The sequence below is a fragment of the Winogradskyella sp. genome (genome assembly GCF_028282165.1).
Classification (GTDB): Bacteria; Bacteroidota; Bacteroidia; order Flavobacteriales; family Flavobacteriaceae; genus Winogradskyella.
Genome location: NZ_JANQIM010000015.1, coordinates 1 through 24,673 on the forward strand (window position 1 = coordinate 1; position 24,673 = coordinate 24,673).

Consider the following 24,673-nt stretch of genomic DNA (forward strand, 5'->3'; position numbering starts at 1 on the left):
ACGATTCCAGCTGATGTCACCATAGAATGTACCGAGGATACATCGCCAACGAATACCGGTACTGCGACCGCTACTGATGATTGTGCTGCACCTAATGTATCGTTTACAGATAATGAAGCAGCCAACTGCGGTAACACAAAAACAATCACCAGAACATGGACAGCTACGGATGCCTGTGGTAACAGCGTATCCGCTGACCAAGTTATTACTGTGGTCGATACGACCGATCCGACCTTCACTGTGCCTGCGGATATCACCATAGAGTGCGATGTCAATCCTAATGATCTCAGTATCACAGGCGACGTGACCGATGAGGCCGATAACTGCTCTACGGGACTTGAGGCGACCTATGATGATAACGTGGCCGACGGAAGCTGTACCAACGAATCCATCATCACACGTATATGGACCTTGACAGACGAGTGCGGAAACGACATCGAAGAGATACAGATCATAACCGTTGTGGATACCACCGATCCTACGTTTACCGTACCTGCGGATATTACTATAGAATGTGATGTCAACCCGGATGATCTTAGCATCACTGGCGACGTGACCGATGAGGCCGATAACTGCTCTACGGGACTTGAGGCGACCTATAGCGATAACGTGGCCGACGGAAGCTGTGCCAACGCGTCCATCATAACGCGTACATGGACATTGGTAGACGAGTGCAACAATATGACAAGCCTGTTCCAGACCATTACGGTCGTGGATACTACAGACCCGACCTTCACCGTGCCAGCTGATATCACCATAGAGTGCGACGTTAATCCTGACGACCTGTCCATCACCGGCGACGTCATCGATGAGGCCGATAACTGCTCTACTGGACTTGAGGCGACCTATACCGATAACGTGGCCGATGGCAGCTGTGCCAACGCGTCCATCATAACGCGTACATGGACATTGGTAGACGAGTGTAACAATATGACAAGTCTCTTCCAGACCATTACGGTCGTGGATACTACGGATCCGACCTTCACCGTGCCTGCGGATATCACCATAGAGTGCGATGTCAATCCTGATGATCTCAGTATCACAGGCGACGTGACCGACGAGGCCGATAACTGTTCTACAGGACTTGAGGCGACCTATGACGATAACGTGGCCAACGGAAGCTGTGCCAACGAATCCATCATCACACGTATATGGACCTTGACAGACGAGTGCGGAAACGATATCGAACAGACACAGATCATAACCGTTGTAGATACCACCGATCCTACGTTTACCGTACCTGCGGATATTACTATAGAATGTGATGTCAATCCAGATGATCTTAGCATCACTGGTGACGTCACCGATGAGGCCGATAACTGCTCTACTGGTCTTGAGGCGACCTATACCGATAACGTGGCCAACGGAAGCTGTGCCAACGCGTCCATCATAACGCGTACATGGACATTGGTAGACGAGTGTAACAATATGACAAGCTTGTTCCAGACCATTACGGTCGTGGATACTACGGATCCGACATTCACCGTGCCTGCGGATATCACCATAGAGTGCGATGTCAATCCTGATGACCTGTCCATTACGGGAGACGTCACAGATGAGGCCGATAACTGTTCTACGGGACTTGAGGCGACCTATGAAGACCTTATATCTGACAACGTATGCATTGGAAATTACCTCATTCAACGGACTTGGATACTAACTGACGAGTGCGGAAATGAAATTGAACAAACTCAGATTATTACCGTTCAAGATACAACTGCGCCAACGCTAGTGACTCCAATTGAGGATATAACTATAGTTTGTGGTGATGTTCCTGAAGTACCGAGTTTGATAATTGAAGATGCATGCTCTAACGATATAACTGTATTATTTGACGAGGAATCAACTCAGGTTAACGACTTTGAAGATTACGAAGTTACGAGAACATGGATCGTAACTGACGATTGTGGGAATGAGGCTATATTTTCACAAACTATTTTTGTTGAATTCCAGAACGTGATTAGTACTTCTGACGGTAGCCTTTGTATACTTGATGATGAATTAGATTTATTCGATTTACTGTCTGGTGATTTCGACGGCGATGGTACCTGGAGTGTTGTTTCAGGTGATACAACTCTAGATGGAAACTTCTTTAATCCTTCAAATGTTGAAGTTGGTGTTTACACCTTCAGGTATGCTATTACTCAAGGGGCATGTCCTACAGAAGTTGAAGTCAATGTAACTGTTGATGATGATTGTGTTGTACTAGCCTGTGGCCAGGATAACGTAGACATTCCAAAAACTGTTACGGCTAACGGTGACACAATAAATGATGTATTTGACATTGAGGGTATTGATGATTGTGGTTTTGTGATAGAGCTACAGATTTTCAACCGTTGGGGAGCAAAGATTTATGAAAACAATAATTATCAGAATGATTGGGGAGGTGAAGCTCACGGATCGTCCATAGGAGCCTCAGGTATGGTTCCGACGGGAACGTATTATTATATTATTAATTTAAGAAATAGTGGATTACCACCATTTACTGGTCCACTCTATGTTGCAACCGATAAATAAACTTAACCGATGAAGTTATCTAAATTTTTAAGTATTGTAACCTTTATTTTGGGTATTTCAACTGCCTTTGCACAGCAGCTACCTCAATTTACGCAATACATGTTTAACACCATCTCAATTAACCCTGCTTATGCAGGTAGTAGAGAGACATTTAGCGCGGTTGGCTTACACAGAAGCCAATGGGTTGGATTAGAGGGTGGACCAGAAACCCAGACCTTGTCTGTTCATTCACCATTACGGAATGATAAAATAGGTTTAGGATTGTCATTTATAAATGACCAATTAGGTTATGAAAACTTCTCATATATCTATGGTGATTTTTCATATACTATACAGACAGGTGTCAACTCAGAATTAGCCTTTGGGCTTAAGGCAGGTTTTACACATTACTTTTTAGATGAAGAATTGCTTACAGATCCTTCTGTTGTTGATGATCCTTTCTTCAACGATGTTTCCAATCGTTGGAGTCCAAATGTCGGAGCTGGTATATACTGGCACTCACAACGTTGGTATTTGGGCCTTTCTGCACCAAGGATTTTAAATACGGATTACAATAATGGTCGAGGAGATGAGATCGACTATGTTGCCTTAGAACGCATTAGTTATTATCTAACCGGTGGTTACGTTTTCGATTTAAGTGAAAATACAAAACTAAAACCATCCGTACTACTGAAAGCTACAAATGGTGCGCCTTTATCATTTGATATCTCTGCTAATTTTCTGTTTAACGAAACGTTCTGGATTGGTGGTGGATACAGAATTAATGAATCGGCTGCAGCTATTGGTGGTATTGCAGATTTTCAAGTGTCGAAACAATTGCGAATTGGGTATGCCTATGAATATCCCATTTCAGATATAAGAGCTTATACTAGTGGTACGCATGAAGTACTGCTTATGTTTGAAGTATTTAAGAGCAGACGAATAAAATCACCGAGATACTTCTAAAAAGAAACGATTATGAAAACACGAATCATAGCACTAACATTTATACTTAGCTGTTCTCTATCGTACGGGCAAACTAAATTGGCCGATAAATTCTTTAAGAATTATGGCTACATTAAGGCTATTGAGCTTTATGAAAAAGCTTATGAAAACGGTGACAATAGTGCTCACGTTTTAACCCGTCTAGGTGACGCTTACTATAACAATTCCAATTCTGAAAAAGCAGCTTACTGGTATGGAAAAGCCCTAGAGGAGTATAAAAAAATAGATGCCGAATATGTTTATAAATACATTCAGTCGTTAAGAAGCATCGGAAATTATGAAGAAGCCGATAAATGGTTTAAAGAACTTAGTGCCGCTCAACAAGGCGATAGCCGATTAAAAGGTTACAATCCTGATGAAATTGATTTGTATGATAAACTAACTTCTAAGAATGAAGTTATCGTAAAGGTCGATAATCTTCCCTTCAACTCTGAAAGGTCTGATTTTGGATCCTATATTTTTGAAGACAAGCTTTATTTTGCATCGGCAAGAAATGATGCAGGAAAGATCTACAGTTGGAATAAAGAACCTTTTCTAGATTTATATGAAGTACCACTCACAGATGATGATGGTGTTATAACTTATGGATCTGCTACAGAGCTTTCCGCCGATGGTATAAATTCAGAATACCACGAAGCATCAGTCGCTCTGACAAATGATGGTAAAACGCTTTATTTCACAAGAGATAATGTTAATAAGCGTAACCGTTTAAAGTACGATAAAAAGGGAACAACACACTTAAAACTTTACAAAGCCTCATTGGCAAATGATCAATGGACCAATATTGTGGAATTGCCTTTTAACGATGAAGCATTTTCCACAGGACACCCAGCACTTAGCCCTGATAATAAAACCTTATATTTTGTCTCGGATCGTGAAGGTGGATTAGGGCAATCGGATATTTATGCTGTAGCCATAAATGACGACGGGTCTTATGGCGAACCTGAAAATCTTGGTGAAAAAGTAAATACGGAAGGACGGGAAATGTTTCCGTTTGTAGCTAAAGATAGTACATTTTATTTTTCATCTGATGGTCACTTAAATTTAGGATTGTTAGACATCTTTAAATCCAATATTTTAAAAGATGTACGTACCGAACCAGAGAATATAGGTACACCTTATAATAGTGGCTACGATGACTTTGCTTTCTTTGTAAATTCCGATACTCAAAAAGGTTTTTTCTCCTCTAACAGACCAAATGGTAAGGGCAGCGATGATATTTATAGTTTTAATGCGCAACAATGCAAGCAGGAGATTGTTGGTGTCGCCAGGGATAGCAGAAGTAATATTGTGCTTACGGGTGTTACCGTAAGATTAATTGACGAAACCGGTAAAGTTATTGAAGAAACTTACACTAAAGATGGTGAATATACCTTTACTGTAGACTGCGATAAAACCTATACTGTAGTGGGTAGTAAGCCAGATTACAAAGACGACCAACAAACCGTTGTTACGACAACTGACAACGACAAAATAAATACTGTAGATCTTAACCTAGAACCTTTAATTATAGACAATCAAATCGTTATTAACCCTATTTTCTTCGATTTCGACAAATGGAATATTAGAACCGATGCACAGTATGAACTCGAAAATATAGTTGACGTAATGCGTAAGCATCCTAACATGATAATTAAAATTGAATCGCATACAGATAGTCGTGGTGGTGATCGCTACAATATGAAACTGTCTGACAGGCGTGCTAAATCCACAAGAGACTATATCATATCCAGAGGTATTAATGCCAGTAGAATTGAAAGTGCCATTGGATATGGTGAATCGCAACTGCTCAACAAATGTGCTAACGGTGTAAAATGTACTGCAGAAGAGCACCAACTTAACAGACGCTCTTACTTCTACATTGTAAACGACTAATTTTACCCTCAAAATTACTTATGTAAAAAGCAAGCCTAAAAGAGCTTGCTTTTTTAATTTTAACTATTGTTTTTAAATTTATTTGAAATGAATATTTCTGAAAGATTTTTAGGTTGTATTATTGGTGGTGCTATAGGAGATGCTTATGGAAGTACTTTTGAAAATGTTGTAAAAGAGGATAACTCTGATTTATATTATCCTTTTGGAAAACCAGAAGAACAAACTCCCAAGTGGCAGATAACAGATGATACTCAGCTTACTTTAGCTACCTGTGAAGTAATTTACGAAAATAGCACACTAGATATTAAATCATTCGCAGACAAGTACTTATATTATTTTAAATCAAAAAGAATAACAGGGATTGGTTCTAGTACTTTAAAAGCAATGCAAGAGTTAGAAGCTGGAGGACACTGGAGTCTTGTCGGTAGAAAAGGAGAATATGCGGCAGGAAATGGTGCAGCAATGCGAATATCGCCTTTAGCTTTTGATGCAAGGATTTCTAGAGATACTATAAAAAGTATTTGTAACATCACACATCAAAATGATGAAGCATACATTGGCGCTCTATGTGTTGTTATAGCAATCAAATCTATATTATGTGGGGATTGGACAGGTGATGAAAATCTTTTTCAGCTAATAATAGATCAAATTCCAGATACTAGAGTTAGAGATAGATTAATCCACATCAATGATTTAAATATTGATTTACAAAAAGTCAGAGAACTAGGAAACGATGGTTATGTGGTAAATTCTATTCCATTGGCAATTTCTTATGCAAGTAAAGTCAATGAATTAGGAATAAAAGAAATGTATAATCAGATAATTAACCTTGGTGGTGATACGGACACTAATTGCTCAATAGCTGGTCAAATTGCTGGTACTCTTATTGGTTTTAAAAACATTCCTAATGACTTAATTCAAAAATTAAAGACTATTAAGGAATATGATTGGATTATATCCACTGTGTATAATTTCATTAAAAGTAAAAATTGGGATTATGATTTTGAGAATATTTAAATATGACTAAACTTTAAAATATTCTCTTTAACGAAACTAAAAAAGCCACAACTCCCGTTATGGCTTTTTCTTGCTATTAATCAACTTTTATTGCGGTTTAACGCTTAATGAAGATATTGGTAAAAAACCATTTTCCTTCACTATTCTGTTCGGCTGAGATATCAAAATGAGTAAAATCACCTTCAATATTATCTTTATGGCTTGGGCTATCTAACCAAGCATTAACTACAGATGCCGCGGAATTAAAGCCATACGCTACATTTTCTGATACAACATCGGCATCGGCATTAATTTGTAAACTCTCTTTACGCTGAAAAAAGTTGTCGTGGGAAACATTATCAACTTCAATCATATAATCCGTATGCGTAAATGCCACAGCCTTTACGGTACTATGATCATTAAGAACTGATAACCCATTGGCAATTCTATGGGCATTGATAAGTTCCATGATTTCTATTTCGATCTGTTTTGCTTGAGGTGCAACAGGTACTTCTATAGCCTCTATTTGGTCCTCAATACTTTCTGATGAGCATGATGTAAAGCCTAAGAGGGCAACAATAGCCATAAATGGCAATAGCTTAGCAGCTTTCATAAGTAGGTTATTTAGATTTTGGGATTACTAATTTAGTAGCCTACTTATGTATATCTGTTAAGAAAATGTTAATTTCGATTAAAAACATGTATTTCATCGAAATTAAATGCAAAACATCGATGAAATGCATATTGAAAATCAAAAAATCGTGCTTTAAACGATAAAATATTACGCTTTATCGAAAGACTTGTTATGTGATTATGGTGATAACCTTTCTATCTTCCAATTGTAATCTTCTTGAAGTTGGTAACGTATTCTGTCGTGTAACCGATTTGGTCTACCTTGCCAAAACTCTAGCTCAAAAGGTCTTACCATATAACCACCCCAATGCTTTGGTCTCTCAATCTCTTTACCTTCATATTGTTGCTCAAGTTCCTTGAGTTTCTGTTCAAGTGTATTTCTATCATTAATTACTTCGCTCTGGTTAGACACTAGGGCTCCGAGCTGGCTTCCACGAGGACGTGATTCGAAATAACCATCACTTAAGTTCTCAGCAATTTTTTCTGCTTGTCCCTTTATAATAATCTGCCGTTCTGCAGTATGCCAGAAAAAAGATAAACAAACGTTAGGATTAGCTTCTATGTCCTTTCCCTTATCGCTATTGTAATTGGTATAAAATATAAACCCTTCGTAAGTATATCTTTTAAGAAGTACTACTCTACCCTTTGGATAGCCATCTAACCCTACAGTAGAAATGGTCATGGCATTAGTTTCTTCTGTATTAAAATGTGCATCTACCTCCATAAACCAATCACGGAACAATTCAAGAGGATTTTCTGGCACTTTATTTAATAAAAGTTCTCCTTTTTCATAGGATTTTCTATAGTCGCTAAGATCTTTTTCCATAGTTATACGAAGTTACTTCAATATTTTGTTTCTATCAAAAAAAGTGTAGTTTTGAAATGATCTTTATACCCTAACCCATACCTCTTAACATGAGATTTGAAGATTCTTCTTTTTCAAAGTCATTAAGTTACGATAAAGTTATTTTAGATTTTGGATCTTATTATTTGTTTGATGATTTTTTTATCATGGAAGTTAATGAAGGCATACACTTTAATTGGGACAAGCTGAACATACTTCTAGACTCGCTTAGAACTTATTACGGCAATCACAAAACTTTGGCTTACATTGCCAACCGTGTTAATTCCTATTCTATTGATCCGGTACTATGGTCTTATTTTGATAAGGATGATAGTATTTTGATAGCAGCATCCATTGTAAGCTACAGGGATTCTACCTACATCAACGCCAATATTGAAAAGCAAATGGCTTCTATTCCTATTAAACGCGCCCTGAGCCTAGAAGAAGCTATCAACTGGGTACTGCAACTTAAAGAGTTTAACTAAAATTCAAAAGTTTTTCCGTCTTTGGCCAAGAGTACATTGTTGAACTCTTCTTTTGCTTCTGATTCAAATACGTTATAGCCATTGTATCGCGTAGAAAAATGTCCAAGAATTAAAGTTTCTACATCTGCTTTTCTGGCAATTTTGCCTGCTTGTCTTGCCGTACTGTGTTTTGTGCGTTCGCACAGTGCTTCATTTTTGTCTAAAAATGTAGATTCGTGATATAGTACAGTTGCGTTTTTTATAATAGGAATAATAGCTTCGTAATAAACCGTATCACTACAATAGGCATAACTCTTGGACGGTTTCGGATCCTTAGTTACCAATTTATTATCTATTAAAACACCATCTTCATTTTCTACATCTGCGCCTTGTTTCAGCTTTCTATAATAGGCCACATTGATATTGGCATTTAAAACTGCATTCATATCCAATTTACGTTCGTTCTCCTTTTCCTTAAATAGGAAACCATTGGTATACACACGATGCTTTAATGGAATGGTATACACCTCTACTTTATCATCTTCATAAATCAATTCTGACACTTTAGATTCTAACTCATGAAATATTATGGGATAGCTCGTCCAAGACTCTGATAATCTAAGCTGAAGTGTAATCACTTCCTTAATGCCCTTTGGCCCATAAATATGCAATTCAGTTTCGCGAGTCAATAATTGAAACGTACTGACCAAACCAATCAGCCCAAAGTAATGGTCACCATGAAGATGTGAGATGAAAATATGCTTAATTCTGGAAAACTTAACTTTATTACGACGTAATTCTACTTGTGTTCCCTCTCCACAATCAATTAAAAACATATGGTTCTTAATTTCTAAGACTTGTGATGTAGGGTTAGTGTTGGTTCGTGGTGTAGCGCTATGGCAGCCTAGGATAGTTAACTTCATATATCAAAAGCCTAAATCGCGTTCAATATCTTCCATTTCAATAATATCATAGGCTTCTTGCAAGGTCGGGACTACAACAATTTCATCAGGCATTTGATCTAAATCTACTTTGTCTGATACCAAAACAAATGATTTCTTGGCGTTACGATGCCTATTACTCAAACGCAAAAATTCAATGATATCTTCCAATACTATAGCTTCTAGACTCGATAAATTAATGATTAGATGATCGTTTTTATATTTTTCGTAAGCCTGTTCGATATTGGTCACCAACGTTTGTGTCGAAACATTTTCTTGGGTAATCAAAGTAATATTTCCATCTTTGTTAACAATCATCTTTTATTGTTTTATTTTGGAAGCCAAAAGGTAAATTACAGCCATTCTTACGGCTACGCCATTTTCTACCTGATCTAAAATAATAGCTTGTTTGGAATCCGCAACATCACTTGTTATCTCTACACCTCGATTTATAGGTCCAGGATGCATGATAACAATATCCTTATCTAAACTATCCAATATTTCTCTATTGATACCAAATTGTTGTGTATACTCTCTTGTTGTAGGGAAATAACTGATGTCCATGCGCTCATTCTGCACTCTTAGCATATTTGCGACATCACACCACTCTAAAGCCTTTCTAAGATTTGTCTCAACTTTTACACCAAGTTCTTTTATGTATTTGGGTAATAGTGTTTTGGGGCCACAAACCATAACATTTGCGCCTTGTAATTGCAATGCGTATATATTGGAAAGCGCTACCCTACTATGCAAAATATCGCCCACAATAACTACATTCTTACCTTTTACACTTCCTAATTTTTCTCTAATGGAATATGAATCCAATAAAGCTTGTGTAGGGTGTTCATGTGCTCCATCACCTGCGTTTACAATACTTGCATCAACATGTTTTGACAGGAACACTCCAGCACCAGGATTGGGATGACGCATCACCACCATATCGACTTTCATTGATAGAATATTGTTTACAGTATCGATCAAGGTCTCTCCTTTCTTAACTGAGGATTGGGATGCCGAAAAATTAATCACATCTGCGGAAAGGCGTTTTTCTGCCAATTCAAACGATAGTTTTGTGCGTGTGGAATTTTCAAAAAATAAGTTAGCTATGGTGATATCCCTAAGCGAAGGCACTTTCTTTATTGGTCTATTTATGACTTCTTTAAACTGGTCGGCTCTTTCAAAAATCAGTTCTATATCTTGTTTGGTAAGATATTTAATTCCCAATAAGTGATTAACACTTAGTTCACTCATTTAATTTACTATTGGCTCTTGGCTCTTGCTTCAAGCATTAATAATTCATTATAACTCTTCGTTTCACACGTCAAAACGCTTTCACTTATCAATTAAATAGACAGCATCTTCACCTCCATTTTCTATCCAATTTACTTTTACTTTCTGGTTATCTATGGCATCTACTTGTCTACCTTTGTAATTTGGTTGAATTGGCAAGTGCCTACTGAATCGTCTGTCTATTAATGTTAATAATTCAATATTATTTGGTCTACCAAACGACTGAATGGCCGTGAGTGCTGATCTTATACTGCGTCCTGTATACAAAACATCATCAATAAACACTACATTTTTTCCCTCTACTATAAAGTCTATTTCAGTAGTGTTAGCAGCAAGAGGCTTATCTCCCCTTCTAAAATCATCCCTAAAAAATGTGATATCTAGAAGCCCCAATTGTATGTTATTAATCTTATAATCTTGGGTTAGCATTTGTGCTAAACGATCTGCCAGAAATTTGCCTCTTGGCTGTATTCCTATCAATACAGTATCAGAAAAATCGTCGTGGTTTTCAATAAGTTGGCATGCCAATCGGTGTAGTGTTATGCTGACTTCCTTAGAGTTAAGTAATACTTTTTGACTCATGCAGGTGACCAAATATTATTCAAAGTACAAAGTTAAGGCAAATTTTTAGATATTTCTTATTAATAGCCGCATAATGTTGCAACATTCATATTTATTAGAAATGAGCAAATTAAATGACTTTTGTCACTAAAACTAAGCCTAACTAATGATTATATTTGCGAGCGAAAAACATAACACAATGAGTACAAATAGTAAATATAATAATTGGTTTCATCCTTATAAAACCGATAAGAAATATGATAAAAGAGTAGCATACTTTAGTATGGAATTTGGCATTCACCAAGCTTTGAAGACTTATTCTGGTGGTTTAGGGTTTTTAGCCGGTTCACATATGCGATCTGCTTACGAAATGAAACAAAACCTTATTGGTGTTGGGATGCTATGGAAATATGGTTATTACGACCAGTCGCGTCATATGGATAAGACATTAAGGACAGATTTCGTTGAAAAAACCTATAACTTTTTGGAGGACACCGGGATTGAGGTCACGGTAAAATTGCATGATAATCCAAATGTTAAGGTTAAGGCCTATGTTTTAAAGCCAGAAATATTTGGCAGTGTTCCTATCTATCTTTTGAGTACAGATGTAGAAGGCAATGATTTTATCTCACGTACCATAACCGATCACTTATATGATGCTAACGAAACCACTCGAATTTCGCAAAGTATCATTTTAGGTATTGGTGGCGCTAAAGTTGTCGAAGCTTTAGGTGGAGCTGATAGATATCATCTCAATGAAGGACATGCTTTACCAGCGTTTTATTACCTCAGGGATAAAGGTGTGAAAAAGAATCAAATGGTATTTACGACCCATACACCAGAAAAGGCAGGTAATGAAGAACGTGATGCCAATTTCTTGAATCACTGTGGATTTTTTGGGCGTAGACTTTCAGACGAAGAGCTTTCCGAAGAGTCAGTTAACGGCGGAAAGATTAATTATACTGTTTCTGCTTTGCGAATGGCTAAAAAGGCAAATGCAGTATCAAAGCTTCATGCTAAAGTCTCAAAGGAAATGTGGAAGGATTATGACAAAACGTGTAAAATCATTCCTATAACGAATGCACAAAATCAAAATTTTTGGCAAGATGAGAAGCTTAAAAAAGCATGGCAGAAAAAAAACAATAGTGGTTTTAAGAAACGAAAGCTAGAACTAAAAGCCGAATTATTTTATGAAGTATTAAATCAAACAGAAAAATTATTCGACCCAAATATCCTAACCTTGGTTTGGGCGCGTCGTTTTGCTGGTTACAAGCGTGCGGATTTACTGCTGCATGATGAGGCAAGGTTTAAACGTTTGATTTCAAATGAAAAATATCCTGTTCAAATCATATGGGCCGGTAAACCTTATCCAAAGGATTTTTATGGTATTGACGTGTTTAATAAACTAGTACACTACACCAAGCACATACCAAATCTTGCTGTCTTAACAGGCTATGAAATGGAGCTTTCGCGAAAACTTAAAGAAGGATCGGATGTTTGGTTAAATACGCCACGTATAACAAGGGAAGCCTCTGGTACTAGTGGTATGAGTGCCGCTATGAATGGTTCTGTTAATGTCTCTATAAATGATGGATGGATTCCTGAATTTGAAAAGAATAGTAAAAACAGTTTCATTTTACCTGAACAGGATTATAAAGCTCCTGTAAGCGAACAAGATAAGTTAGATGCAGAAAACCTTTATGATATTTTAGAAAATAAGGTCATACCTATATATTACGATCAACCCGAGAAGTGGCAAGACATTGTATTTAAGGGCATTGATGACGTTTTACCAGAATTTTCAAGCCATCGTATGGCAGATCAATACTATAAAGAACTGTTTAATTAGCAAATAAAAAAGGCTTTCCAAATGGAAAGCCTTTTGTTTAAGATATTTACAGAAAAGAAATTACTATTTCTTTCCGTCCATTTTATCCTTAAGTGCTTGTAAAGCATCGTTAGCATCACCTAATGTTGGTTTAGCTTCTGCAGCTGCAGCTTCTGCCTTTTTAACTGCTTGCTTAACAATCTTAGCTTCTTCTGCTTTAAATACAGCAGTATGAGACGCTACCACTCGTTTGAATTCTTTATTGAACTCAATGATCTTAAATTCTGCTTCTTCACCTTTTTTAAGCTTAGAACCATCCTCTTTTTCTAGGTGACGTGATGGAATGAAAGCAACAATATCATCATTAAATGCTACAGTAGCTCCTTTATCTACAACTTCAGTGATCGCAGCTGTATGAGAAGTTCCTAAAGCAAATTCTTTTTCGTACTTATCCCAAGGATTCTCAGTAGTTTGTTTGTGACCTAGAGATAGCTTACGCCCTTCAACATCTAGCTCTAATACAATAACATCTAATTTGTCTCCAACATTACAGAATTCAGATGGATGCTTAATTTTCTTAGTCCAAGATAAATCAGAGATATAGATCAATCCGTCAATACCTTCTTCTAACTCAACAAACACACCAAAATTAGTAAAGTTACGTACTACACCTGTATGCTTAGAACCAACAGGATATTTAGCAGTGATGTCGGTCCAAGGATCTGGTGTTAATTGCTTAATACCAAGCGACATTTTACGATCTTCCCTATCTAATGTTAAGATTTGTGCCTCAATTTCATCTCCTACAGATACGAAATCCTGGGCAGAACGTAAGTGCGTTGACCAAGACATTTCAGATACGTGTACTAATCCTTCTACACCATCAGCTACTTCAACAAAAGCACCGTAATCTGCAATAACAACGACTTTACCTTTTACTTTGTCACCAACTTTTACTTCTTCACCTAGGGCTTCCCAAGGATGCTTAGATAATTGCTTAAGACCTAGCTGAATTCTAGATTTATTCTCATCAAAGTCAAGGATTACGACATTTAATTTCTGATCTAATTCAACAATTTCATTTGGATGGTTAATTCGAGACCATGATAAATCTGTAATATGAACTAAACCATCTACACCACCTAAATCGATGAACACACCGTAAGAGGTGATGTTTTTAACAACACCTTCTAAGACTTGTCCTTTTTCTAACTGGCCTATGATTTCTTTCTTTTGCTCCTCGATATCCGCTTCAATAAGCGCTTTGTGAGATACTACGATGTTTTTGAATTCGTGGTTAATCTTCACCACTTTGAATTCCATAGTCTTATTGACATACTGATCGTAATCTCTAATAGGCTTTACATCGATTTGAGAACCTGGCAAGAACGCTTCAATACCAAATACATCGACAATCATACCACCTTTAGTTCTGCATTTTACAAAACCGTTTACAATTTCACCTGTGTTGTGCGCATTATTCACGCGATCCCATGCCTTAATAACACGGGCTTTTCTGTGTGATAATACTAATTGGCCTGTAGCATCTTCACGTACATCAATTAATACTTCGACCTTATCTCCAACTTTCAAGTCTGGGTTGTAACGAAACTCATTAAGAGAAATAACACCTTCAGATTTTGCATTGATGTCGATTATAGCATCTCTATCTGTGATATGGATAACTTCCCCTTCTACAACTTCGTCATCTAAGGTATCTACAAAGTTTTCGGATACTAGTTTTTCAAATTCCGCCAATTTTTTGTCCGCTACTTGCTCAATACCTTCTTCGTAATTGTGCCAATCGAACTCTTTTAAGAATTTTTCTGGATTTGTTTGTGCTTCAGAGACTACTGGAGCTTCAACTGTAGTTGCTTCGGTTGTTTCAACCTCTGCTTTTTGTGTTTCTTTTTCAGCCATTGCTGATTAAAAATTTGTATTCTGTAGCTTTTGAAAGCCATGCGGAAAATCTACAGAAGCTTATTAATTAATGTGATCTATACCTTTTTTACTTTCCTAAAGTCCGCTAAAAAGGAGCGCAAAATTAATCATTTTCAAACAATTAACAAACAATAACAGGTATATTTAGATTCTTTTACTTCTTAGGCATGCTATCTGTTGACCATCTTATTCCAAATTATTAATGATATTGTGACTTTATGTCTTTATTTGTGTCGTAAAAACAGATATCAAAATGATACCAAAAACTAAACAATTTGGTATTCAAAATTGGTATATTTACAATACTATTAATCTTAAAATTTAAACAATTATGGTTAAAGCTAAATACCAAGCTGTATTAGACTTAGGTGAAAAACTAAACATTCAAAACGGAGACGTTAGCGAAGAGAACGGCGTACTAAAAGTTAAGGGTACTGCTGCTACTCAATACGAAAAGAATCTACTTTGGGACGCTATAAAAGCTGCTGGTGGTGAAAACCCTAGTGATATTATGGCTGATATTACTGTTGCTGATGAATCAGTATATGCAAGACACACTGTTGTTTCTGGCGAAACTTTAGGGAAAATTGCTAAGCACTACTATGGTGATGCCATGAAATACAAAGACATCTTTGCAGCTAATACGGATATTCTAAAAAACCCAGATTTAATTCATCCAGATCAAGAATTGATCATTCCAAATCTTTAATAGAACATAGCGTATAGAAAGAGCGACCTTCGGTTACTAAACGTAGTCGAAGTTGTCGCTTTTTTTATGCTAAGTCTCTAGCTAATTTTAATAAGGTCTTAAGCTGTTCTTCTATTGTAAGATCAGAATTATCTATTTCAATAGCATCTTTGGCCTTAATTAACGGTGAGTCCTCTCTTGTAGAGTCAATTCGATCTCTTGTAGTTACATTTTCTAGAACTTCATCATAACTCAAGTTATGTCCTCTTTCTAATAATTCTTTATAGCGTCTTTGTGCCCTTGTTTCTGCTGTGGCAGTCATGAAGACTTTCAATTCAGCCTCAGGAAAAACAACAGTGCCAATATCCCGCCCATCCATAACTATACCTTTGTCTTTACCCATAATCTGTTGTTGCTCAACTAATTTTTGACGTACTTCGGAAATGGTTGAGACTAAACTCACATATCGAGATACTTTAAGGGTTCGGATGGCTTTCTCAATATTTTGTTCATTTAAATAGACCTCAGCAAAACCAAGATCTTCATTAAACTTAAAGGTAATATTTATAGCATCTAGATTTTCTATTAACGCTTCGGAATGGAAGAAATCTTCTCCTATTAAATTGTTATCTAAAGCAAAATACGTTACGGCCCTGTACATAGCACCAGTATCGACATAAATATAATTGAGTCGTTTGGCCAATTGCTTGGCAATGGTGCTCTTTCCTGTTGAGGAAAATCCATCTATTGCAATAACAATTTTATTTTTGTTTCTAAACTTATCTTCTTCTACCATCTAAATCTATTTGAAGTCCAAAAAAGCTTGTATTAGTAGCACTTGTATATCTAGCATGTGTGTAACTAAATCGCATAGAATTCAATCTAATACCTACTCCAACTGAAAGTCCGGAGAAATTTCTTTGGTCTTCTATCCGTAATTCTTCCGCACGTCTAAAGTTATAGCCTAGTCTTAAATTAAACCCACGCTCAGGCCAAAGTTCCGCTCCTAAAATTAAATGACGCAGTGCATTATTTAAAAAACCAACTTCTTCTTGGGTTTGATTCCCATCCAAATCTGTTGTAGCTCTAGCTGGATTAGACACGCCTATCGGCCATTGCTGCAAATTCTCTAAAGTAAGATGCCAGCGGATAGGCACATTCTCTAAAGTTTGGGACATTCCAAAATTTACCTCAAATGGTAAAGGCTCATTCTGTCCAGCATAAGTGGTAAACTGAGTACCTAAATTTCTAACGGTCAGAGCCGCATGAAAATCCAGTTTCTCATTGATATACATAAAACCTATATCTACAGCACCACCAATGGAATTGTATTGTTCTAATAAAGACGTTATAATCTTTATATTGGCACCTACATAAAAATCGGTAAACGGTATATTATAATTGTATCCTGCTGATACTGCTGCTTCATTACCGCTAAACGTTCCTGTAGGAATACCATTAACATCGTAGCCATCAAAAGTACCATAATTTATATAAGTAACACCAAAATGGAATGTTTGTAAATGTCTATCCCAAGTATAAGCGTAAGCTGCTGTGCCATAAGTTATGCCACCTAAAAAGCTTGATACATTCACTGCTAACTGATTGTGCATTTGCCAATTAATTGAAGCAGGGTTGTACAGGGCTTCAGTTACATCATAATCAAAATTGGTTATGATTTTGCCTCCTAAAGCAGCTTGGCGCGGTGATGATACCAAATTGAGAAATTGATAAGTAGATTCGCCACCCAATTGTGCAAACAACGGCAATGCTAATAGCATAAGACAAAATTGGGTAACCCTCTTTATCATAGATTTTGCAAAATAAATAAATCTATCTTAAAACGAGGATATGATTTTTTTATTTTTTGGGTGTAGTCCTTTTCTACTTCAATTGTAATTTTTGACCCACAAAAATAAGATTACTTGTAAGCTTGTTTATTCGTTTAAGTTCGTCAACTGTTAATCCATTTTTCTTGGCTATACTGTACAACGTATCACCTTTAACCACTGTCCATACAGATGATTGTTCTTGTATGGCTTGTGCATCAAAATTTGCTATTCGAAGTTCTTGTCCTGTTTTAATCAAATTAGACGTTAATCCGTTATAGCGCTTAAGGTCATTAACGGTTAATCCGTATAGCTTGGCCAAACTATATAAGGTCTGTCCTTTTTCAACTGTATGAAAATCTGAAGAGCTTTTGTTATAAATTGTTTCGTTAGAAGGATTTTTCGAAATCTCAGGTTCAGGTACTTCCGAATCTTTAATTTCAGAGAGCCCTTTCTCCATTTCTAAGTCAATATCTCTCAAACGTATTATTTGCCCTTTATTCACCAAGGTGGTTTCTAAGTTATTGAGCCGTTTAAGCTCCGTGAGCGTTGTGCCATACTTATTGGCAATATCCAAAAGTGTTTCCTTATCCTTAACAGTATGAAAATCTGACTCTAAATTAGTAACAATAGAATCTTTAATTACTTGTTTTCTAACGACTAGACTATCCTTTTGCTCCAGATTATTTTGATTCATTTCACTCACCAAGGTGATTTCTCCAGTATCGATATTAAGCTTAGCGGGCTTGCCATCTAACAAGACATCTTTATAATTAGGCGTTTCTTGGGCAAAGGCTAAAAAGCCAAAAAGTAAAACGACAATTATAGAAAGAAATAATCTATAGCTTCTTCGCATTCTTAACTTTTTGATTGGTAAGGGCTACGTCTAAAACATCGCTCATATCTTTTACATAGTGAAATATTAAACCCTTTAGGTATTCTGGCTTAATTTCATCAATGTCTCTTTTATTATCCTCACAAAGTAATATTTCCTTGATACGTGCACGCTTGGCTGCTAAAATTTTCTCTTTAATTCCACCAACCGGTAATACTTTACCGCGTAAGGTAATTTCGCCTGTCATGGCCAAGCTTTTTTTAACTTTGCGTTGGGTAAATAGAGATACTAAAGACGTTAACATGGTAACACCTGCACTAGGACCATCTTTTGGTGTTGCTCCTTCTGGAACATGTATATGTACATTATACTGATCGAATACTTCAGGGTTAATATCAAGTTTATCTGCATTTGCTTTGATATACTCCATCGCTATGGTTGCAGATTCTTTCATCACCTTCCCTAGATTACCTGTTATGGACAAGGTTCCTTTGCCTTTAGACAAAATAGACTCAATAAACAAGATGTCTCCTCCTACCCTCGTCCATGCCAATCCTGTAACTACACCTGCAACATTATTGTTCTCATACTTATCACGTTCTAGTCGTGGACTTCCTAAAACTTCAACAATATCTTCGTTGGAAACCTTAACATCGTAGGTTTCTTCCATGGCAATATTCTTGGCCGCATAACGCACCATTTTTGCGATTTGCTTTTCCAAACCTCTTACTCCAGACTCTCTTGTGTAGCCCTCAACAATCTTTTCTAGTTGTGGTTTTCCAATCTTAAGTGCCTTATTATCCAAGCCATGTTCCTTTAATTGCTTTGGTAATAAATGGCGTTTTGCGATTTCTACCTTTTCCTCAATGGTGTAACCTGTAACGTTTATAATTTCCATACGGTCTCGCAAAGCTGGTTGTATGGTATTTAAGCTATTGGAAGTTGCAATAAACATCACTTTAGAGAGGTCATATCCCATTTCTAAGAAATTGTCGTAAAACTCACTATTCTGTTCTGGATCCAACACTTCTAACATTGCTGAAGAAGGATCTCCTTGATGACCTGCGGAAAGTTTGTCGATTTCATCCAATACAAAAACAGGATTTGATGTGCCTGCTTTTTTCAAACTTTGAATAATACGCCCAGGCATTGCACCAATATAGGTCTTTCTATGACCTCTTATTTCAGCCTCATCACGCAAACCTCCTAAAGAAATCCTTACATATTCTCTTCCTAAAGCTTCTGCGATAGATTTACCCAAAGAGGTTTTACCAACACCAGGAGGTCCATAGAGACATAGTATTGGAGACTTCATATCATTGCGTAATTTCAATACGGCCAAATACTCTATAATGCGTTTTTTTACATCGTCCAATCCAAAATGATCGCGATCTAATATCTTCATAGCTCGCTTTAAATCAAATTGATCTTGGCTAAATTCATTCCAAGGTAAATCCAAAAATAAATCCAAATAATTGCGTTGAATGGAATATTCGGCCACTTGGGGATTCATGCGCTGCATCTTCGCCAATTCCTTATCAAAGTGTGTCTTAACTTTGTCGTTCCACTTTTTGGTTTTGGCACGCTCGCGCATCTCCTCTATTTCCTCACCATAAGATACTCCTCCACCCAACTCTTCCTGTATAGTCTTCATTTGCTGATGCAAGAAGTATTCGCGCTGTTGTTGATTCATATCACTTTGCACCTTATTTTGAATATCGTTCTTAAGTTCTAACTTTTGATATTCTAAATTCATGTACTTAAGCGTCTGTAGGGCACGCTCTTTTAAATCGTTAATCTTCAAAAGTTCTTGCTTTTCCTCAACCCTAAGATTCATATTAGAGGACACAAAATTCACCAAGAACGAATTACTTTCAATATTCTTGATGGCAAAAGTAGCTTCTGTCGGAATGTTAGGGCTCTCCTTTATAATCTCTAAAGACAAGTCTTTTATAGAATCTATAATGGCGTTGAATTCTTCATTATCTCTTGCAGGCTTAGCCTCAGGAAGATCGGATATAGTCGCTGTTAAATAGGGTTTTTCGGAAATGAGTTCATTAATTTGAAAGCGTTTTTTACCCTGAATAATTACAGTCGTGTTGCCATCTGGCATTTTTAACACTTTTAAAATGCGTGCTACAGTTCCTGTTTGATAGATGTCTTGGGCAGCTGGCTTTTCTACGGCTTCGTCCTTTTGAGCCACTACGCCAATAACCTTTCCTCCCTTATTGGCATCATTAATTAGCTTTATAGATGTATCTCTGCCAGCTGTTATCGGAATAACTACACCAGGAAACAAAACGGTGTTTCGCAGTGGAAGAATTGGTAAGGATTCGGGCAAAGACTCACTATTTATGAGTTCTTCATCTTCAGGTGTCATTAATGGAATGAGTTCGGAATTCTCGTCAAAATCCTGAAATGACAAACTGTCAAGACTAATAAAATTTGATTTTTTCATATTATTTTTAAGCCAATCTGTCATTAACTCATAACGGATTAGCATTTGCTTAAAAGTATTAATAATTAACTTCATACTGAATATCAACATATTATAAGATATTCAAAGTTATTCACACTACTATAATTTCAATTGTTATGCCATTACCTTTAAAAAATTAAAAGTTTTTTTAGCTAAACTGTAACACTTCATGAAACGTTTCATCTATATACAAAAGCAATTGTTTTTTTCACACCAACCAATCAAGTGACATCAACCAATCAAGATATCGAACAGTTACTATTGCTTTGTAAATCTAGCAACCAACGTGCGCAGTTGGAAGTTTATAATAGATATAACAAAGCCATGTATAATACAGCTTATAGAATTGTGAAAGATTCTTATAAGGCTGAGGACATCATGCAAGAGTCATTTTTGACGGCATTTACAAAATTAAATACACTAGAGGACACAAAATTATTTGGTGCATGGTTAAAGCGAATTGTAGTGAATAATAGTATAGCGCATTACAATAAAACCAGTAAACAAAATGAAGTGCCTTTAGAACATGTAATGTACAAAGTTGAAGATGATAATGGCATTGAAGAACATAGTCAAAATAGTGATAAAGTAAAGCAGATAATGAGCGTAATGAAAACCTTAAAACCAAACTATAATTTGGGATTGTCTTTACATCTTATAGAAGGCTATGATTATGAAGAGATTTGCGAGATTATGGATATATCCTATGCAAACTGCAGAACCATGATTTCGAGAGCTAAAGAGAGTTTACGTAAAAAGCTAATGCAAACCGTATAATAGTAAAAATGATGGAAAAGGATACTTTAGATGATTTATTTGAAAGCCTAAAAGGTGAGTTCGATATTAATGAACCTAATTCAGGCCATGAGAATCGATTTTTAGATAAATTAAATGCTGGAGAACTAACTTTGACAGAATCTAAAAGATCATCAGGATTTAACTGGAAACCTTTCTTGGCCGTTGCGGCTTCTTTGGTGATTTGTTTAAGTGTATTTACCACTATAAACAACGACCCAGAGGCTATGGATTTGGCAAGTGTATCACCAGAACTTTCCGAGACACAAGATTTCTTTACGGCAACTATAGAAGCCGAGCTTAAAAAGCTAAACCAAGAGCGTTCGCCTTTAACAGACCAGGTAATTACAGACGCACTAAATAGAATAGAGCTCTTAGAAAAGGACTATCAGAATTTAAAAAACGACTTAACTGAAAGCAATAATGATCAGCGTGTTATCCATGCGATGATCAATAACTTTCAGAATAGAATAGATATTTTAAACACCGTTCTAGAGCAAATTGAAACGATTAAACAATTAAAACACAATAGCAATGAACCAAAAAATACAATTTAAAATAGCACTTTTCTTCTTGCTGATGCCTCTTATAGTATTAGCAAATACAGAGATAGAAGCTATAAAAACAACAAAAGAACGTAGCATTAAAAAATCTTTTGATGTGTCATCTAATGCGACCTTAAAAATAAATAATAGCTATGGTAACCTAAATGTTATAACTTGGGATCAAAATCGAATAGATTTTGACATTACGATTAAAGTAACTGGCAATAATGAGGAAAAAGTACAGGAACGTCTAAATGATGTTAATGTTGACTTTTCTTCTACTAGCGATTTGGTTTCTGCCATTACAAGAATCGGAAAGAAAAATAAAAGCTGGTGGAATTGGGGCAAGAAAAATAATCTTAAGCTAGAAATCAATTATGTGGTGAAAATGCCTATATCTGGCAACGTAGATTTAAATAATGATTATGGAGGTATTAATTTGGATCGACTTGAAGGATCAGCAAAAATTATATGCGATTATGGCAAAATCACCACTAAGGAGTTGATGAGTGATAACAATGAACTTCGCTTTGACTACACAAATAATAGTTACTTTGAATTTATTAAAAGCGGAAAAATAAATGCTGACTATAGTGGCTATACTGTAGCCAAAGCCGAAAATCTTATAATTACGGCAGATTATACAAAATCCATAATAGAAGTAGCAGAGAATATTAAATACAACGGCGATTATGGTTCTCTAAAAGTTGAAAATGTCAATAATATAGAAGGAAACGGTGATTATCTTTCACTAAGGTTAGGTAATGTCTATAAAAATGTAAACATTAGAGGTGACTATGGCTCTTTAAAAATAGACCGTATGTCTTCTAAAGCCAAAAACATTAACATCAATTCTGAATTTATGGGCATAACCATTGGCTATGATAGTGGCTATAATTTTGATTTTGATATTGATCTAGATTATGCTTCTTTACGTAACTCTGACGATTTTAACTTCACTAATAAACATGTAGATGGCTCAGAGAAAAAATACGATGGTTATCATGGTAGCCAAGGCTCAGGGAACTTAGTAAAAATCAAATCGGAATACGGAAGCGTAAGCTTTAAAAGACAGTAAAAATTCAATCACAGAACGAACATAAATAAACCAAACAATTAAAACAATGAAACTTTTCAAATCAATTACAGTACTAGCATTCTTATTTTGCATATCTACATCTTGTGCACAATGGAAAAAAGTAAGAGGTGATGGTAACATTACTACAATTACGAGATCAACAGGAGAATATGACGGGCTTAAAGCAGGAGGACCAATGGACTTTAAACTTGTTGAAGGCAAGGAAGGTAGCATTACCATTAATGGGGACGCCAATCTTATGGAATATATCATCACCGAAGTTAAAGATGGTAAACTCGTAGTTAAGACCAAGAAAGGCGCTAACTTAAAACCTACAAAGACCATAGTGGTGACAGTGCCATATGAATCCATCACTTACGTAGCACTAGCAGGCTCTGGAGATATTGATAATTCGGGAACTATAAAAGCCGATGACTTTGAAGTAGCTCTAGCTGGTTCTGGAGATATCAAATTAAAGGTTGACTCTAATTCTCTTGAGAGCAGTATTGCTGGCTCTGGTGATATAGCATTAAATGGCTCCACAAAAGACTTAGAAATTAAAATCGCAGGTTCTGGAGATTTTGAAGGTAAAAACCTTGATAGCGTTGATGTCACAGTAAAGATATCTGGTTCGGGTGAAGCAAATGTAGTTTGCAATGGGGAATTAAAGGTGAGGATTTCTGGTTCAGGAGATGTTAAGTATTCTGGAACACCAACAAATAAGGATACAAAAGTATCAGGTTCTGGTAGCGTAAGAAGTAACTAGACCCTTAAGACCAATCAAAAAATGAAAGGACAAGCCATTTAGCTTGTCCTTTTTTAGTTACTTTCGGTTACTTTATTAAATTGGAAATTCATTAAAAATCTCATTGATCATCCTGGTCATTAGGGTTTGGTCTGAAATATGAGCCTTAAAATCCTCGGCGATACCAACCCAAACCAATTCTTTGGAAGCTTTACTAAACACCTGAACAATTAAAGTTCCTTTTTTATAAGGTTTGTTGTAAAGTGCATCTTCGCTATTGCTAAAATAGCGTTTATAATCCGTTGAACTTACTGAGGCATAATTAGGACTGTTACCAGAAGAACTTCCGCCTGATGGAGCTTGTTCATAATTATTATTATTTAAATTACTCTTAATCTCGTTAGAGGTACTTAATAATACCAAAAGATCTGGATTATTTGTATCAACCGAAAATCCTTTTTCTATCATTTTATCGTTCATCGTTGCAATTAAAGACTCCTCTATAGATTGATCAGATTCCTTGCTGAATTCAGCTACGTTAAAAGCCGTACTTGGCAAATAAGCAAAAGTTTTAAAACTGTTGAAATCGTCATCGGTGTATTTTTTCGATTTAATATTTGAGGCACAACTCATTAAGATAAGTAGCCCTAAAAGAGGAAAAAGTTTTGAGATTGTTTTCATGATATATGTGTTGTTAAGATAAATAATGAACCCTTAATGAATTTATTTACAGCGCCTTATCTTACTTAAAATATACCAAAAGTTTAAGGTTTTATGTGCAAAAAACTCATAGCTCATTAAAGAT

At 36.2% G+C, this 24,673-nt stretch carries 23 protein-coding genes; 11 read left to right on the top strand and 12 right to left on the bottom strand.

Annotation, left to right across the window (positions count from 1 at the left end):
- The 4 genes from Q0972_RS06955 to Q0972_RS06970 all read left to right on the top strand — a co-directional run.
- The coding region (locus tag Q0972_RS06955) for a gliding motility-associated C-terminal domain-containing protein (RefSeq protein ID WP_299364143.1) at positions 1-2,517 on the top strand (2,517 nt) is incomplete at its 5' end.
- Positions 2,518-2,526: 9 nt separating this feature from the next.
- Positions 2,527-3,462: a type IX secretion system membrane protein PorP/SprF gene (locus Q0972_RS06960; protein WP_299364144.1), complete on the top strand. Its 936-nt coding sequence runs from the start codon at positions 2,527-2,529 to the stop codon at positions 3,460-3,462.
- Positions 3,463-3,474: 12 nt separating this feature from the next.
- On the top strand, positions 3,475-5,376 hold the full coding sequence (locus Q0972_RS06965; protein ID WP_299364145.1) for an OmpA family protein: 1,902 nt from the start codon (positions 3,475-3,477) through the stop codon (positions 5,374-5,376).
- An 87-nt stretch (positions 5,377-5,463) separates the two neighbouring features.
- Positions 5,464-6,393, top strand: a complete 930-nt coding sequence (locus tag Q0972_RS06970) for an ADP-ribosylglycohydrolase family protein (protein WP_299364147.1) — start codon at positions 5,464-5,466, stop codon at positions 6,391-6,393.
- A gap of 97 nt (positions 6,394-6,490) precedes the next feature.
- Here the strand turns inward: Q0972_RS06970 and Q0972_RS06975 are convergent, their stop codons facing one another.
- Positions 6,491-6,985 (bottom strand): CAP domain-containing protein, encoded by a 495-nt coding sequence (locus Q0972_RS06975; RefSeq protein WP_299364149.1) that lies wholly within the window; start codon positions 6,983-6,985, stop codon positions 6,491-6,493.
- Positions 6,986-7,183: 198 nt separating this feature from the next.
- Complete coding sequence (gene pdxH, locus Q0972_RS06980) at positions 7,184-7,831, bottom strand: pyridoxamine 5'-phosphate oxidase (RefSeq protein WP_299364151.1); 648 nt, start codon at positions 7,829-7,831, stop codon at positions 7,184-7,186.
- Between the two features lie 89 nt (positions 7,832-7,920).
- On the opposite strand from pdxH, the gene Q0972_RS06985 reads away from it, so the two are divergent.
- On the top strand, positions 7,921-8,334 hold the full coding sequence (locus tag Q0972_RS06985) for a hypothetical protein (protein WP_299364153.1): 414 nt from the start codon (positions 7,921-7,923) through the stop codon (positions 8,332-8,334).
- On the opposite strand, the gene Q0972_RS06990 is transcribed toward Q0972_RS06985, so the two are convergent.
- The 4 genes from Q0972_RS06990 to pyrR all read right to left on the bottom strand — a co-directional run bounded on the left by Q0972_RS06990 (position 8,331) and on the right by pyrR (position 11,126).
- Entirely contained in the window at positions 8,331-9,236 is a 906-nt protein-coding gene (locus tag Q0972_RS06990; RefSeq protein ID WP_299364155.1) for a ribonuclease Z, read from the bottom strand. The genes Q0972_RS06985 and Q0972_RS06990 overlap by 4 nt on opposite strands.
- Before the next feature lie 3 nt (positions 9,237-9,239).
- Positions 9,240-9,572 (bottom strand): ribonuclease Z, encoded by a 333-nt coding sequence (locus Q0972_RS06995; protein WP_299364157.1) that lies wholly within the window; start codon positions 9,570-9,572, stop codon positions 9,240-9,242.
- Positions 9,573-9,575: 3 nt separating this feature from the next.
- A complete protein-coding gene (locus Q0972_RS07000) occupies positions 9,576-10,505 on the bottom strand; it encodes an aspartate carbamoyltransferase catalytic subunit (protein WP_299364159.1) in 930 nt (309 codons plus the stop codon).
- Between the two features lie 81 nt (positions 10,506-10,586).
- Positions 10,587-11,126 carry a bifunctional pyr operon transcriptional regulator/uracil phosphoribosyltransferase PyrR gene (gene pyrR / locus Q0972_RS07005; RefSeq protein WP_299364162.1) on the bottom strand — a complete coding sequence of 180 codons (540 nt, stop codon included), beginning with the start codon at positions 11,124-11,126 and terminating at the stop codon, positions 10,587-10,589.
- Between the two features lie 178 nt (positions 11,127-11,304).
- Here pyrR and glgP point away from each other — a divergent pair, with 178 nt between their 5' ends.
- Positions 11,305-12,954, top strand: coding sequence for an alpha-glucan family phosphorylase (gene glgP, locus Q0972_RS07010; protein WP_299364165.1), 1,650 nt, complete (start codon positions 11,305-11,307; stop codon positions 12,952-12,954).
- A 63-nt stretch (positions 12,955-13,017) separates the two neighbouring features.
- Here glgP and rpsA read toward each other — a convergent pair whose 3' ends face one another.
- On the bottom strand, positions 13,018-14,853 hold the full coding sequence (rpsA, locus tag Q0972_RS07015) for a 30S ribosomal protein S1 (protein WP_299364167.1): 1,836 nt from the start codon (positions 14,851-14,853) through the stop codon (positions 13,018-13,020).
- Between the two features lie 352 nt (positions 14,854-15,205).
- Between rpsA and Q0972_RS07020 the strand changes: the two genes are divergently transcribed.
- The gene (locus Q0972_RS07020) at positions 15,206-15,583 is read left to right on the top strand and encodes a LysM peptidoglycan-binding domain-containing protein (RefSeq protein ID WP_299364169.1); all 378 of its coding nucleotides are present in this window, start codon (positions 15,206-15,208) and stop codon (positions 15,581-15,583) included.
- Positions 15,584-15,647: 64 nt separating this feature from the next.
- Here the strand turns inward: Q0972_RS07020 and cmk are convergent, their stop codons facing one another.
- The 4 genes from cmk to lon all read right to left on the bottom strand — a co-directional run bounded on the left by cmk (position 15,648) and on the right by lon (position 20,684).
- Positions 15,648-16,358: a (d)CMP kinase gene (gene cmk / locus Q0972_RS07025; protein WP_299364170.1), complete on the bottom strand. Its 711-nt coding sequence runs from the start codon at positions 16,356-16,358 to the stop codon at positions 15,648-15,650.
- Positions 16,342-17,373, bottom strand: a complete 1,032-nt coding sequence (porQ, locus tag Q0972_RS07030) for a type IX secretion system protein PorQ (protein WP_299364172.1) — start codon at positions 17,371-17,373, stop codon at positions 16,342-16,344. Before porQ ends, cmk begins: the two co-directional genes overlap by 17 nt.
- 73 nt (positions 17,374-17,446) lie before the next feature.
- On the bottom strand, positions 17,447-18,247 hold the full coding sequence (locus Q0972_RS07035; protein ID WP_299364174.1) for a LysM peptidoglycan-binding domain-containing protein: 801 nt from the start codon (positions 18,245-18,247) through the stop codon (positions 17,447-17,449).
- Positions 18,231-20,684 (bottom strand): endopeptidase La, encoded by a 2,454-nt coding sequence (lon, locus tag Q0972_RS07040; protein WP_299364176.1) that lies wholly within the window; start codon positions 20,682-20,684, stop codon positions 18,231-18,233. The genes Q0972_RS07035 and lon overlap by 17 nt, the downstream gene beginning before the upstream one ends.
- Positions 20,685-20,930: 246 nt before the next feature.
- On the opposite strand from lon, the gene Q0972_RS07045 reads away from it, so the two are divergent.
- From Q0972_RS07045 to Q0972_RS07060, 4 genes are read left to right on the top strand one after another with little or no spacing between them, the layout of a single operon-like run.
- Positions 20,931-21,482 carry a sigma-70 family RNA polymerase sigma factor gene (locus tag Q0972_RS07045; RefSeq protein WP_299364179.1) on the top strand — a complete coding sequence of 184 codons (552 nt, stop codon included), beginning with the start codon at positions 20,931-20,933 and terminating at the stop codon, positions 21,480-21,482.
- 8 nt (positions 21,483-21,490) lie between these two features.
- Complete coding sequence (locus Q0972_RS07050; RefSeq protein WP_299364181.1) at positions 21,491-22,057, top strand: hypothetical protein; 567 nt, start codon at positions 21,491-21,493, stop codon at positions 22,055-22,057.
- Complete coding sequence (locus Q0972_RS07055; RefSeq protein ID WP_299364185.1) at positions 22,035-23,123, top strand: hypothetical protein; 1,089 nt, start codon at positions 22,035-22,037, stop codon at positions 23,121-23,123. The genes Q0972_RS07050 and Q0972_RS07055 overlap by 23 nt, the downstream gene beginning before the upstream one ends.
- Positions 23,124-23,169: 46 nt before the next feature.
- On the top strand, positions 23,170-23,889 hold the full coding sequence (locus Q0972_RS07060; protein ID WP_299364188.1) for a head GIN domain-containing protein: 720 nt from the start codon (positions 23,170-23,172) through the stop codon (positions 23,887-23,889).
- A 75-nt stretch (positions 23,890-23,964) separates the two neighbouring features.
- On the opposite strand, the gene Q0972_RS07065 is transcribed toward Q0972_RS07060, so the two are convergent.
- A complete protein-coding gene (locus Q0972_RS07065) occupies positions 23,965-24,549 on the bottom strand; it encodes a DUF4136 domain-containing protein (RefSeq protein ID WP_299364191.1) in 585 nt (194 codons plus the stop codon).
- Between the last annotated feature and the right edge of the window lie 124 nt (positions 24,550-24,673).

Bases quoted from the DNA above. Each gene is read 5' to 3' on its own strand.
- Q0972_RS06960 (WP_299364144.1), top strand. From the start codon at position 2,527: ATGAAGTTATCTAAATTTTTAAGTATTGTAACCTTTATTTTGGGTATT.
- Q0972_RS06965 (WP_299364145.1), top strand. From the start codon at position 3,475: ATGAAAACACGAATCATAGCACTAACATTTATACTTAGCTGTTCTCTA.
- Q0972_RS06970 (WP_299364147.1), top strand. From the start codon at position 5,464: ATGAATATTTCTGAAAGATTTTTAGGTTGTATTATTGGTGGTGCTATA.
- Q0972_RS06975 (WP_299364149.1), bottom strand. From the start codon at position 6,985: ATGAAAGCTGCTAAGCTATTGCCATTTATGGCTATTGTTGCCCTCTTA.
- pdxH (WP_299364151.1), bottom strand. From the start codon at position 7,831: ATGGAAAAAGATCTTAGCGACTATAGAAAATCCTATGAAAAAGGAGAA.
- Q0972_RS06985 (WP_299364153.1), top strand. From the start codon at position 7,921: ATGAGATTTGAAGATTCTTCTTTTTCAAAGTCATTAAGTTACGATAAA.
- Q0972_RS06990 (WP_299364155.1), bottom strand. From the start codon at position 9,236: ATGAAGTTAACTATCCTAGGCTGCCATAGCGCTACACCACGAACCAAC.
- Q0972_RS06995 (WP_299364157.1), bottom strand. From the start codon at position 9,572: ATGATTGTTAACAAAGATGGAAATATTACTTTGATTACCCAAGAAAAT.
- Q0972_RS07000 (WP_299364159.1), bottom strand. From the start codon at position 10,505: ATGAGTGAACTAAGTGTTAATCACTTATTGGGAATTAAATATCTTACC.
- pyrR (WP_299364162.1), bottom strand. From the start codon at position 11,126: ATGAGTCAAAAAGTATTACTTAACTCTAAGGAAGTCAGCATAACACTA.
- glgP (WP_299364165.1), top strand. From the start codon at position 11,305: ATGAGTACAAATAGTAAATATAATAATTGGTTTCATCCTTATAAAACC.
- rpsA (WP_299364167.1), bottom strand. From the start codon at position 14,853: ATGGCTGAAAAAGAAACACAAAAAGCAGAGGTTGAAACAACCGAAGCA.
- Q0972_RS07020 (WP_299364169.1), top strand. From the start codon at position 15,206: ATGGTTAAAGCTAAATACCAAGCTGTATTAGACTTAGGTGAAAAACTA.
- cmk (WP_299364170.1), bottom strand. From the start codon at position 16,358: ATGGTAGAAGAAGATAAGTTTAGAAACAAAAATAAAATTGTTATTGCA.
- porQ (WP_299364172.1), bottom strand. From the start codon at position 17,373: ATGATAAAGAGGGTTACCCAATTTTGTCTTATGCTATTAGCATTGCCG.
- Q0972_RS07035 (WP_299364174.1), bottom strand. From the start codon at position 18,247: ATGCGAAGAAGCTATAGATTATTTCTTTCTATAATTGTCGTTTTACTT.
- lon (WP_299364176.1), bottom strand. From the start codon at position 20,684: ATGAAAAAATCAAATTTTATTAGTCTTGACAGTTTGTCATTTCAGGAT.
- Q0972_RS07050 (WP_299364181.1), top strand. From the start codon at position 21,491: ATGATGGAAAAGGATACTTTAGATGATTTATTTGAAAGCCTAAAAGGT.
- Q0972_RS07055 (WP_299364185.1), top strand. From the start codon at position 22,035: ATGAACCAAAAAATACAATTTAAAATAGCACTTTTCTTCTTGCTGATG.
- Q0972_RS07060 (WP_299364188.1), top strand. From the start codon at position 23,170: ATGAAACTTTTCAAATCAATTACAGTACTAGCATTCTTATTTTGCATA.
- Q0972_RS07065 (WP_299364191.1), bottom strand. From the start codon at position 24,549: ATGAAAACAATCTCAAAACTTTTTCCTCTTTTAGGGCTACTTATCTTA.